The organism is Psychromonas aquimarina ATCC BAA-1526, assembly GCF_000428725.1.
Lineage (GTDB): Bacteria > Pseudomonadota > Gammaproteobacteria > Enterobacterales > Psychromonadaceae > Psychromonas > Psychromonas aquimarina.
In genome coordinates this window covers 18,184-32,681 of sequence record NZ_AUAM01000023.1, presented here as the reverse complement: position 1 = coordinate 32,681, position 14,498 = coordinate 18,184, and the positions used below count along the sequence as shown (strand labels likewise).

Annotated in this window: 1 protein-coding gene (running past one end of the window); it reads right to left on the bottom strand. The window is 42.4% G+C overall.

Annotation, left to right across the window (positions count from 1 at the left end; genetic code table 11):
- Positions 1-14,498, bottom strand: partial view of an Ig-like domain-containing protein gene (locus tag G337_RS0110210; RefSeq protein WP_028863799.1) — the 5' portion only. The gene continues 24,511 nt to the left of window position 1, outside the view; the window shows 14,498 of its 39,009 coding nt (coding positions 1-14,498); the start codon lies at positions 14,496-14,498; the stop codon falls past the left edge of the window.

The window sequence follows — 14,498 nt, the reverse complement described above, 5'->3', positions numbered from 1 at the left end:
CCAGTTTCTGCTATACCGGCAGCCGCTGATGCAAAATCGCCGGCAGCAACGGAAAAGACTGCATCACCTGTTTGAGTTTGACTTCCCTGAGTCACTAGCGGTGATTTAGGATTTGTAATATCAACCGCAATCACACCTTTATCACCTAGGGCGAGATAAACAAAATGTCCATTTAAATCAATATCGTAAACTTCACCCAGATGGTTAACCCGGGATACTATCTGCGGTGATGATAAATCACTGATATCAACAATAACCAGACCTGATTTTCCAGCAGCTAGATAAGCATAATCACCGCTTACCTTGACTCTAGAAGCAGGAATATCCAATGATGAAGTCAGGCTCAAGGCTTTACTGGTTGTTTTCTCCAGCAGGTAGAATCCGCCGGAACCGACTTTTTCATCTTCGACCAGCTTATTAAACAGATAATTAAAAGCACCACCGACAGCGATATACTTTTCACTTTGCCCAGAATGGTTATTTATCTGCACGGCATCTAAGACAGGAGCCAGCTGCGGTAAAACCAGCTGATCAACCAGATAAAGTTTATTATGCAGGTACGCATCAACAAATCCGACACCGCCTTCATACAAGGAAAGGATGACTTTATTATTATTAACCGTTACACCGCGCACACCCTTTGAAGGTAACTGCAACTGTTTAATAATAATAGAATTATTAATATCAAAGGCATCGAAAGAGATAACAAACAGACGGCTCTCATGCGCTTCTCCGCTGCTTAATTTAACACCGGTAACAAAGACCCTATCCGCACCTTTTTCAAAAAACGGCGCAACACCAACCGCATGATATCCAGCGGGCAGTTTGACCTGCGCAAGCAGGCGATCATCAATACCGTCTCTGTTTCTATCAATTTTCTGGAGCAGATCATCAGGATTCAACGGGTTATCCTGACCGCCTGTATAATTAGATGCTGCAATATCATAAATAACAACGCCCTGACTGCCCGATGCGGTTATCAGGAAACTCTCCGTAGGATCTAATACTGCATCATATACCTGCTGACCAGGTGCTTTAATATTCGACTGCAGCGGCTGCTGATATCTAAATGCTTTATTCAGCGTTTTAAACTGGCCGTTACTCAGACGTACAGTGACATCAACTTCCCCAATTGCACCGCCGGGAGTCAGTACTTCAATGGTCTGACTGTCTAATATTTTAATACTGTCCGGATCAACCGGATAACCGCCGAATGAAACCTCAAGCTGCGTACCATCAAAGCGGAACCCCTGACCATACAGAAGTACTTTAGTGCCGCCGCTTAATGAGCCCTGGGCTGGTTTTAAGCTGCTGACCTGCAAAGGTTCAACATAAAGCAGTGCCCCTATTTTACTGTTTTTACCGCCGGCTCCGTTTTCAATGGACAGTTTTGCAGGACCGGGGAAATTTCCAGGTATATCTAACTGGTATTCAGTAATATTCGCCTCTATCGGCTTCACAGAAAGCACAGCGGCCTCAGCACCAGCAACAGTGAATTGAGCGCCATTATCACCGTTACGCACCTGCACGGTCACCTGCCCGCCTTCGATTTGTAAAACAGCAGGTACTACCGTTAATATTTCCGGTTTCACACCGCTAAACGCAGCTGTTTTAAAGCTAATCTGGTGATTAAATAAACCAATAGTGCGGCGTGAGCCGGCCTGCTCTGACAAGTTAATACGGTAAGAGCTGTGTGCAGACAGACTAGTCTGCAGCTTTATTTCTCTGCTGTGAGCACCTTGTGCAAGGTCAATATCCACAGCTTCCCATTTACCCTGTGCATTAAACAGCTGCAGTTCAATATAAGGTTTAAGATCAGCCAGTGTCCCGGTTAGCGGACGAGTAAATTCAAGTGTTAAAGCTGTATCTAAATTAACATTAAGATCGCCGTTTTCAGGTACAGATGCAGCTAAATCCTGCGTTAATGTATCCACAAAATTCAGTACACTGCCCGTTGCCCCTGCCTTAGTTCCGGTTAACTGCGCATAAACTGCAATACCGTCATGCGTTAACAGGAGAGGATCTTTCAACCAACTTTCACTGTGTCGAAAACTATTCTCTGCTGCATAATCGGAGGACAAACCAATCAGCTCTCTTCTCTGCTCACTTAACGCATCAAGCAGGCCGATATTGGCCGGATTGCTGATATCATAAAGACTTAAATAGGAATCGCTGTAATTCTTATTTTTATCTCCTTTTGTCCGCGTTAAATTAACCGCTAAACTGCTGTTTGCGGCAATGCCTTTACTTTGACCGGGAACACTGAAACCATAACCCTGATACTGGCCTTGTGATTTTATATATTGTGCTTTACTGCTGTCGACAAGCTGCACAGCTGTGCCGGATACAAAACGGTTCTGATTAGCTAAAGGTGCCGTTAAACCGCCAATCGAGCTGCTGCCAAGCTGCGGCATAGAAGGTGAATCGATACTGAAGACTAAACGTTTTTGTGTTTTACCGTATGCCGTTACAATATGCAAACGCCCGGCAATCAGCTCAATATCCTGAACATTCAGTTTATAACTGCTTCCGGAAATAACAGCAGTATCAATGACTTTAATCAGAACCGGTTTAGTCGGATCTGAAATATTAATCACCGCCACACCTTCACTTCCGGCGGACGCAAATAACAGGCCCTGATAACCAATCACTTTACGAGGCGCTTTATTGAAAGCTAGGGGTAGACTGTATATAAACTGGCGGTCTTTACCTTCGGGAGATTCGCTTAAGTTATCAGGATCTCTAATTTCCCGATCATAAACCAATAAAACCGACTGAGATTCAAACTCTGAGCGTATCAGCGGGAATGAATAACCTCTGGCAGTCACAAACAGATGCTGATCAACTAATGTCATATCCGTCGGCACAAGATCAGGCGGCAGATTATAATAACCTAAACCATGTTTTGGAGCCGCATTAGTCAAATCCTGCGGCGAATATTTAACAAGAGAGATCCAGCCCGGGCTGAAACTATTTCTCATCTGTTCGCTGCTGCTGATATTACTGTTTTTTACAACACCGCGGCCCAGAACATAAATTAAATTAAGTGACGGATCCGCTTCTAGATCAACAATTAAGCCGGGAGGAAGTTCTATCGAATCTGGAATGTAACTGTCTTTATTCTCATCATCTAATAACTCGGCAGTTCTTAATGAACGATCAATTTCTAAACGCCCGTAAAACAGTGCATTTTTAAGCAGATATTTACGCCCTGCAGCATCGCTTATCTCAATATCAATAAAGCCGCGGTAACTTTCTCCTGAGCCTTTACTAAAATCAGGCACAGACCAGTTCATGCGCTCTGCGCTGTAAAGTCTTAGGCGGTCATTATCAGGCTGATCAGTCACAGCTGTGTCAGGACTGCCTGATTTATAAGCTTTAATAGTAATACCGGAATGGAAACCTTTACCGATAATATCAACTTTGTCATTAATACCGTTCTGATTTGTACTAACAATCGCCGGTGTTAAAAAGTCTATCTGCAGCTGATCAACATAAGTAAAACCTGCAATAACCGTATCGCTAAGGTTATACTTATTAGTTACAGTAACAGCTGCCGGTCCTGCATAGTTAGGGGCTGTAACCGCATAAATACGATCCGCTTCCCCGTCCGTCCCTTTGACTATTTTCTCAATACCGAGCGGTCTGTTACCAATCAGCAGCTTTGGTTTCTCTGCAAAGTTAAAACCGGCAATAACAACCTTTGTACCGCCGTTTATATCACCTGTACTGATACAGCTTTTGAGTATTTCAACACTCTGCAGCGTACAAATAGAGGTGATATCAGGTGAAAGTGCATCAGTATGGCTGGCACTGGTAAAGCTGAAGATATAATCAGAGCCTAAAGCGTAACCTGTTAACGGCGATAATCCCGCTTTTACAACCACAGAGTAAGAGGTAAGCGGAAGCAGCTGCTTACCCGATTTTAACTTCAGGGAAATATAGCGGGTACTGATTGAATTACCTTTAGTGACAAAAGCCAGTTCAAACTGCTCCACAACAGACTTTCCGAACAGCGCATTACCTTGGCGAATATCGAAATAAGATGCTAAGTCAGTTGAAGCACTGACAGCTGCCGATAACTCTATTTCGATAGAAGTTCCCAGCAGCGGCACATCAAATGAGTCCGCAACAGGCTGCTCAGCAATAACGGTTAATGCAGGCAGATCTATCCTGTTGATGCCGGATTTACCGGTAGCAGCTTGAATGCCGCCGCGCCCTAATGTAATACCGCGTACAGCAGGATCATCAATTGAAGCATTGCGTTTAACCATAACAGGTATAGTTGCATCAAGATCCGCCTGCTGGGCTTTTTTAAGGTCAATTATTTCCAGCATACTTTGCGCCGGTTTATCTTCCTGATCCGAATACAGTACACTGACAAAGGCTAAATTACCTGAAACAAAGACATCATAGGCACCGTCTGCGACAAGATCTTTACGGGCAGGTGTCAACTCGATTGATTTAAGGTGGTTAAGTTTATAAGGGTCAGCAATATCAAAAATATCCAGCTGAGAAGCCTGTCCCTCACCAGCCATGTTTGTTACGTATAATTTATTTCCCTGAATATGCAGTCGATTAGCAATACCCAGAGTATCGATAACAGAAATAATCGGCATGGAAGGATCGCTGATATCAGCAACAACTACCCCCTCATGTGATGCGGCAATAAAAGCATAGCCGCCTTTAATTTTCACATCTCGGGCAAAACCGTTCGGCTTGATATATCCAATATGATAAGGCGCATTAAATTCACTAATATCAATAGCCTGAACACCGCCTAAGCCGTTCGCAACTAAGGCCAGATCATCGGCCCGGTCCAAGCCGTAGACATCAGCATAGGGCAGATCAACCCGTCCGATCAGCTGATAAGGCAGCCCAAACTTGTAGTCCGCATTCTGCTGATTAAACAGCAGCAGCTCGGCGTCTGAGTTATCATAATAAAGTTCACCTGAACCTTCTGCTCCGCTTGATTCTCCCAGCCAGTTTTTCTTAATATTTTCTTCAAGCTGGTTAGTAAATTTCGACTCATTTTTATTACTCAAAGAGCTGTCAGTCATAACTCCGGATTTGGCTGCCAGAACAATATTTGCATCAGCCTTAATTTCACCAATGGTCCCGGTAAAGATTTCGGCAGCACCGTTTAGTAAATCAGAATAAAGAAAAAGATCTCCGCTGCCGTCTAAACGAGTCTCGTCAACCCCGTCTAAAATATATATACCTGTTTTAGGTATAATTTTCTGTTCAACAGAGACAACACCTAAGCCCTGCTCTAACTGCATCGGATCTTGAGTAGACCAGGCTGCAATAAGTGCGCCCGTTCGATCGGACGTTTTGTACTGATCTATAGCAGAATAATAAACCTGCTTAGCACTCTCCTGTTCATCTTTCTGAGGAGAAATAAATCGCCTTTCGCTGACTGCAATTCCCATTTCATAAAAGGTAGTAACAGATTCGCTGTGCTCTTTGGTCACAACAGTAGTAGTAACACTGATGCGTTCGTTTCTTTTATCTGTGCGCAGCAGTACCTGTCGTCCCTCAGAATCCGTTAAGCCGGTAAAATCAGCCCAGAAAATATATTTATGTAGTTCCGGCTCACTGACCGGAGTATTATCACCAGCACCTCGAATATCATTACGACTTAACGCTAATGGATATTCAGCAAGAGTCTGCCACTCTCCAGAGGCTAGCTGATACTCTCTTTTCCAATTCATGGAAACGGATTCGATAACCGTACCGATATCTTCAACCGCAACAACCGCTCTTAACGGCTCAGATACGGTTAATATTTCATTATTTAAAGGATAAAGCACCGAGATTTTAGGTGGCACCGTATCTTTGATACGCCCGATTAATACTTCCTGACTAGCGCCGGCCTGCCCCATAACATCATAAGCAATTGCCTGTACCACAAATCCGTCAACACCGGATGGTGCGGCTAACAGCCCTCTGTACAGATGGTCCTGTGCGAAGCTGCCGTTACGCTGCCCTAAACTATCATAAACAGTAAGTACAGGCTGTCCGTTGCTGTAAAAAACAACATGGTCAACGCCTTCAACACCTAAATCATCAAAAACTTCAACCAGTATCTCTATATCTTCCCCGTCAATAACAACTGAACTGTCGTTATCAGGCTTCACTATTTTCGTGACCGGCGGTTTATCCTGCAGAATCTGCAGTGTGCTTAGAACCGGGGTAATTTCGCTGCTGTAACCGTCAACATCTCTAGCCTGCGCCTTGAAATAAAGGTTTTTACCTGCTGAGCCGCTGGGAATTTGAAAATGGAACTGAAATGGGTTACTGCTGTCTTCTCCCAGTTTATTAAATGTTAGATTTTTTGCATCAGCAGCAACGGCATAATAAAGACTGGCACTATCGACCCCAATTTCAGGATCATCAGCTAAAATCTGCACCACAATCCCGCGGTTTTCAGTTATTTCATTAATCAGCCCGAGATTAAAACCTCTTGAGTCTAAAAATTTAATACCCGTTACTTCAGGCAGCTGATTTTTAACCAGAGTTAGCGGTGTATATTCAACGCTCTTATTGCCGATACCGTCTTTAGCAGTCACTCTAAGCTGCATTGCCAGTTCATTGCGCGGATCACTCTTATCCAGGTAGTCGCTTAACTGTCCAACCGCAAGAGAGCCGGAATAAGGAGGTGATAATAGAAAGTTATTACTGATAACTTCACTCTCGGCAAACACACCGTCAGCATCACGATCCGCCAGCAGTGCTACATTTGCCGAAGCAACCTTTACATTATCTTCAATTTCCAGCTGATAAAACAAGAAGCGCTTTTCCGCAATTCGAGAATCGATTCCCGACGGTTTAATAATACTAACTTCCGGCGCACTTTCATCTTTCAGTACCTTAACGGTAACTGGCTCAGGTAAGGTGATTGTTCTCGGCTTTTCTCTTTTTTCGCTAACACTGGCGCTAAGTAATAGATCCGTTCCCGCCTGTCCATAGGGTACCTGGATAAAAAACTCATAGGGAAAAACTAAATCGGTAAAGCTCTGCTCTCCGTTTTTTAATCCTTTTACATTAAGTACAACAAGGTCAACAGCGACATCATCGGATGCATTGATCTGAACTAATAGATGTTCTCCCTCGATAATTTCCTGCTGATCTTGAGGCTGGGCAATAGTGATTACCGGAGGCTGATCCATAACAATTTCAACGGACAAACTTTCGCGGGCAATATGCTGATCCGGAGAATTAAACTTAGCACCATAGGTATCCATGGCTTCGATACTGACCTCAACTGTATTCACGCCCTTCTCAGAATAAGCCGGCATATCAACAACAAAAGTATAGGAAGCCGTTGTTATTTTCTGTGTTTTTAGAATTTCTCCCTGATGCTCTGCTGTTAATTTAACGTAACTTAAACCAACATCATCAAACGCATTCACCTGGATTGTCTGCTGTGTTTTCTCTACTACTTTTGCTCCCGGCAGAGGCGACTTAATATCTAAAACAGGTTTTTCATCTACCTTGACCGGATAAGACAGCTCAATACTGTTTGTACCTGATACATCCTGAGCAATGATCTTAACCCATATATCAGTCCTTTTAACCTGATCTGCTGGTACAGTAGAAAAATCTTTATATATTTCATGTAAAGCTTTAATGTGCAGTTTTTGAGCATACTCTGGTGTGTCAATATTCTCTGTTGATAAAGGCTGAAAATCAGCAGCAGGAATTGCATCAACTAAGCGGATTTTTTTATACGAACCTTTATTGTAGCTGCCGTCTTTAGACAGTAAACCATATGCAGTTTGTACTTCAATTCGTTCTACTTTGACATTATCGTAGGCTGCGAATTTAAGTGTAAAATCAGAATTTTCAACTGCGCTGAAACCTGCACCAGGTCCAAGAACAAGCGGCTCAGGTATAATTGTATCCGGAGCTACCTTAAGGCTGATTTCATCCGTTCCGGCAGCATCATCTGAGTCAGTAATATAAGCGCTTATACGTAAAGTTTCACCAAAACGAACCAGGCCTTCAGGTATCTCTAATTCAAACTGCCCTGAAATCAGATAGGGGCTCGATGCCTGACCGAACTCTTCTGCTCTGTCTATGCCGTAATTTTTTTCAAATGCATCATAGATTGAATCCAACGCTTCGCTATGTTTAACAGCATCGATACCGCTCTTAAATTTACTTAATGCGACAGGTACATCGTTAACTAAAACACGTATTCCTTTGCCGTCAGAAAAACGAGTAGAGAGCATACGGTCATCAGAGGCGATAAACTCAGCCTGAAGACGGAATGTTCCCGCTGCAATTTCTTGATCCTGGGCGGGAGAGACGATGCGGATTTCTGGTTTTACATTTGCCAGAGGATGAACAATAAAGTTACGCGATATTTTATGGCCGTAGGTATCTATTGTTACCAGCTGATACTCAACGGGTTTATTGAAGTTAAATAAAATTTCACGGCTCTGACTGTGGCTTACAATCTGAGGCGCAGGGCACTGTACCGAAAACGATTTTTCAAAAATAGTTTCCGCAGTCTGCCCTTCTGCATCGAGACGATTTATTTCATACTTTTGCAGACCGGCATCATCACTCAGTCTGACATCAACAGCAAAACTCTCGCCATTACGAACCCAGAACTCACCGTAATTCAAACGCTGCGGATCGGTATAGTTTTTTAAATAACTGCCGTTCACTTTGTAACTATGAAAACCGCTAAATTCTAACTGCGGTTTCTCATTGGCGGCTAATGGAAATATCAGATTTTTTAATACCTGATGACCGCTTCTGTCCTCTGCAATAAGAGCAAGTTCAAGCTCTCCATTATCAAAATCTTTTGGTACTTGATATGGAAAACTTAAGTCCTTCTGCGCAAATACACTGCCAAGATCTGTCAGCTGTTTCTGGCGGTTCTGCAGCACTTTAACGGTTGACAGCATATCGGTATTATCAGAAAACAACGCCTGCAGATTGATCTGCTGCAGCGGTACTAATACACGACCGGCTTGCGGGCCTGTTACAGTAAGCTCAGGCGGGAACAGATCTGACACTACAGGCTGCGTTGCTAGAGCCTTAAGGGTAATATCCCCACGTTGTGCAGAATAGCGGTCAAGACCATGCGCAAAAACGGTATAAGCATCAGCTTCGATATTATGATTTACAGGGGTAATAAAACCAAAACGAGCTTTATTGCTGCTAGTATTAAATAGTTTAGTTGACTCAACTAAACCAATTCCATCTAAAGCAACAGCAACAGAAGCGGCCGGACTAACAGACTGTGTTACACCATCGGTTTTATAGCTGTTGATTACCTGAGTATCAGCAAAACTGATATAAATCGACTTAATAAACTCCGGACCGCTTAATGGATATTCAAGCTGAATTTCAGCCCGCGTAATATCTGCGCTTAGGTATTTCCCTAGATCTAACGGTGTTGACTGAATAAACTCACGGCTGAAGGTCCCCGTTGAACAAGGATTGTTAGAGTAAAAAGTAACTATATATTTTACTTCAGTTTGATCTGAGCCTTTAACGGTCAGTGTCTTGATTTCAGCCGGTTTAACAAAGCTGGTTAACTGGCCGTCTGCAATTTCAAGGTAGGATTTTCCATTAATTAATACAGAAGCATTCTGCGCCTGTCCTTCCGGATAATTAAAACGAACTGCAGGGCTATCTTCAATTTCAAGACCCGTTGGTCCGCGTATTCCAGCTTCACTCTGCAGCATAGAAGTCAATACAGCAAAACTGTTTGTCCCTTCTAGTGCGTAATCATCACTAACATTAAGTGCAGCATGGTACACACCACCTTTAATCAACTGCTGTTTCGGCAGTTCATTAATAATACTTAACTGCGGCGGCTGATCTACCGATATCTCAAAAGAGTGGCTGTATAATACCTTATTGCCTCTGACATCAGCGGCCTCAACCAGCAGCTGCAGTTCGGTATTGTGCAGCTGCTTAGGTTTATAAGCAGAAATATCCAGAGTCTCACTGACAGAAACTTGAGCAGCAAACAGATCCTGCTTCTCAAATAACAATTTATCCTGCTGATCCTGCTCTTTTAACCAGACTTTATAAGAAGCTACGGCAATATTATCTGAAACAGAAAAATCAACCACTGCCTGCTGCTTCTCCACCAGTAACTTACCTGGTTTATTAAATTTTATAACCGGCTTAATATCGTCATCTAATATCTCAACCTGCACACTTTCAAAGGTTTTTTCGTTAATTCCATTATCAGTTGCAGTCGCAGTTAACTGATAACTATTACCCGCCATGGTATTAACTGCTTCAAGCGGAATACGAACTCTGCCGGAAAAATCAGTATAAAACCTGCTGCCGACAATAATTGAGCCAAGAGTTCCCTGATTAGCGGCCTTTATCGTTTCAATACGATCTTTACGTGAGAAAATTTCCCACTCTAACGGCAATAAATTACCTGATTCATCTATAAAGGCTAAATTAACTTTGTTTATATAAAGATTATCACTTGCCGTGCCGCTGATTTGAAAACTCTGTCCAGGGTAAATCTGCAGGTCACTAGCCGGTTTATAAAGAACAATTTCAGGAGCTTGTAAGTCATCAAGTATTTGAATATCTAACTGCACTTCCGTTTCCTGGCCGTGCGTATCTACAGCCCGTATACCAACAATCACTGGATTATTATCAGACTGCTCAGGTACTCGAAGTGCTGCGCTTAGGTAATCTCCCTGAGTATCAATTTTAGCGCCGTCAAATCTTTTAAATACAGTTTCAACCTGACCTGAACGAGTAAAGAAAACCACACTGCTTAATCCCCGATCATCGCTGACCAGTGCATTAATCGTCATCTGCTCACCTTCAGTTACCCGCTCGCCGGCGGCAGGGGTACGGACTGAAATCTGCGGCTTATTATCATGCGCTAAACTGTAGCGCCATTTAGACACTTCACTTTTATTGCCGTGAATATCTTCAGCACTAAGCTCTAAAACAACTGACTGCTCTGAACTGTCTTCTTCCGCTAACTGCGCGAGTGTAAAATTAAAAAATCCCTGTGCGGCCGTTTTATTATCAATATTCTGCTCAAAGACCTGCTCGCCAAGTTTTGCTGTAACTGATTTAATGCCGGATTGATCTGCTCCTTTCCAGTTAAATCGTACAGTTTCACCGGCATATAAGGTTTCAGTCTGCAGCGGACTGCTGACAGCAACAATTGGAGCCTGCTGATCTGCAGTAATATCAAACGCTAAAGCTTGCCATTGTGATTCCTGCATCTGGCTGTCAAATGCTTTTACAAGAAACTGCAGCGGTTTCGCTTCATTTAAAAGATTTAACTTAGCTAGTTCAATTTCAAATTGAGTACTTAGCTCTTTTGCGGCAATAAGACCTGACTTGCTGGTTAACTGCTTATGCAGAAGTATATTCTTTTTAGAATCAATTAACTTCAACTCTAATTTTGAAATCTCTTTGTCATCTCGAACTAAAATATCAAACTTGGCAGTATCATTTGCAAAAAATCTTTTCTGATTACTAGTTACATCAACAATGACTGGTTTTTCATCAACTGAAACTGCAATAACGATATCTATTAGTGAACTGTTGCCGACTTGATCATAAGCAGTGGCTCTAAGCGGGTAGCGATCATATTTAATACCTTCAGTATGGGTAAATGCCGGCGCTGAAATCAGTTTAATAGCAGAAAATGCATTTAATACACCGGGAATAATCTGCGGCTGAAAATCTGACTGCTCTACTTTATCATCTAAATTACCGGTTAAAACAAAACCACTTCCTTTATTAAAACTCACCCCCTGCAGATCAATATGCGTAACACCAACATTATCATAACCAGTTATTTTCAAAGCAAAAAAATCAGACTCCACAACTCTAGCAATGTCGTCACCCGCATCAGTTTCCGATATTTGCGGTGATGCCAGGTTAATAACCGGCGCAGTAAAATCTTCAGATAAAGTTGCGTAAACTAATGCACTTTTTGTTCTCTGTCCCATGCTGTCGGTTGCAGCTGCATGAAATGTAATAGGCGCTTCGCCGTTAATTTCAGGGGTTTTATAAATAAGTGAATACGGCGCTTTTAAGTCAGATCCGATCAACCGGTCATTGACAAAGAATTCAACTTTAGCGACAGCAATATCATCGCTGGCATTCACTCTTATCTCTGTCGACAGCCCCGAAACCAGCTGCGCACCTTCTGCGGGATAACTAATTGCCAAAGTCGGTTTCTGATCCGTTTTAACTGGAATTAACAGCGGCTCTGTCTGGCTGACCTGCTGATGAATATCCTGCAGCCTGGCAGTCAAGCTTACAGAAGTGCCGATCCACTCTTCCTTTATCGGCAGAACAAAACTTATATTTTCTACCTGATAGCTGTAATGTCCATTCTGACGATAATCATTTTCATCTTGGATCGTTTGCGTATAAAACTCTTCACCATTAACAATAAAGCTCAGAATTGAGCCGTTTTTCAGAGTGTCGTCGCTTGCTTCCAGCTTTACCGTTAGACTCTGTCCGGCAGATACACTGCTGCCGCTAAGCGGCTCTACAATTCGAACGGCAGGTTTACTATTCTGCAGTACTTTGACCAGCTTTGCTGGCGTATCATGCACTGCACCGTTAGCCGCATATATACGTGCAGACACACTAATTGAAGTTGATTCGGTAGATATGGATGGTAAATTTGCATCAAACTGCCAGATTTCAAATAAATTCTTCTCTTCACCGCTGGAGGAGTCTTTTTGTTCGAACAGCGGATATGCGCTCTGACCGACCTGGTTACCATTAATATAGAATTCAACACGAGAAATGCCGCTTGAATATGCGGCCTTAGAAACGGGACCTAAACTTGAGGATATTTTAAATTTTAAAGGTGTCTGTTCAACAACGGCAGAAACATCCGCGGGGAATTCAAACGTATATTCAGGTACGCTTAATTCCGATTTTTTTGTCACTTTAACACTGCTTATTGACGGTGCAGATCTCTGCCCTGCCGAGTCTACCGCCAACGCAGTAAAATTAAGCTCAAGCCCTTCTAATTCCTGAGATATCGGCAAATTCAAAAGGTAAGGATAACTATCTAATTTAGCGACTAAGTTACCATTTAGCCACATTTCCACCCATGCAATGTCTACATCATCATCAGCCTGCGCAGTTAATGCTAAACTTTCTCCTACCGCGATGTCTGCAGAGGCTTTCAATTTAACGGAGGGAACTGCATCAGATGCAGTTATGTTTATATCAGCACTAATTTCAGGGAACTGCTTAAGGCTGATTCGAACACTCAACGGAGCCTGTTGTTCAATAATTGAACTAGCTGAAAACCCTCGCTCATCGCCGTGAATAAATGCCTGCGCAGATTCAGGGATTTCAATCTGATAAGGAGTCGCGGATGATAATTCGACTTCAGAACCATCATCAAAAACACCTGTAATATCAGGCATCGCTTTGACTTTATTTAATGACTCCAGATGCAGTGACAGAGCCTTCAGCTTTACTAATTTTCTATTTAAATCTAACTTAACAGGAATTTTAACAGGTGCAAAGCCGGGGTAGCTGACACTGATAATAGTATCTGCAATATCTTCGCTTAATGGTATAACAAGCCCGTCATCTGAAACACTTACTTTTGCAGGATTTGAACTAGAGTAGCTGACACCTCTACCGCCCCCGGCCAGACTAACATGACCGCGAAATTGATATTCAACCGACGGCATAATAACAACATTCTGCAGTAAATCGGTAAAAATAATCTGCTTGGGTTTAACAGTAAATGCAAGTACTTGCTCTTCAACATCTTTGCCTGTGAATTGTATTGTTGATTTAGAATTAATATTACCCGATGCGTCTTTTGCAGAAGCATTTATCAATAAAACGCCATTATTTTCAATCTCAGACTGAGTTAAATCTGTTAATAACGGAATATAAATGGAGAACTCTGTTTGTCCCTCAAAATCAGGAAAGGCCACTAAGGGGGTGCGAGTCTTAACAAAAGCTTTATCAGCCGCTCTATCTATAACGCCGCCGGCATTTCGAAGATCGCTTGCTCTTATTCCCGTTAAACTTAAAGATAAACTGCTTATATCAGTATCGTCAGAGGCAGACATTTCAACTTTTACATGTTGATAGCCCTTATAATTTACTATTGAAACGGTATTTATATTTAAATTCGGCAGTTGTTTTTCGTAATCAAACTGTTCGCTGTACTCTATTGAACTCCCGTTTCTATAACTGATTTTAGCAGCAGGATTTAGTTTATTACTGCCGGACGCTTCAAATGGATACTCACATGCGAAACCGCCTGTATTGTGCAGAGATGAGCTGTCAGCAGAATTATTTCCGGCAGAGACCTTAATAACTTCAGAACAATCATTAATATGCAGTACATATCTACTGTTAAGATCTGATTGAGAAATTGAAGAATCGACACGAATATCAAAAGCATTGTCAGCAGATAACGGGGCAGAGGCCAGGAAAATTAGGGCTGCAGAAGACACAGCAATAACTCTATTTAAAAAATAGCACAT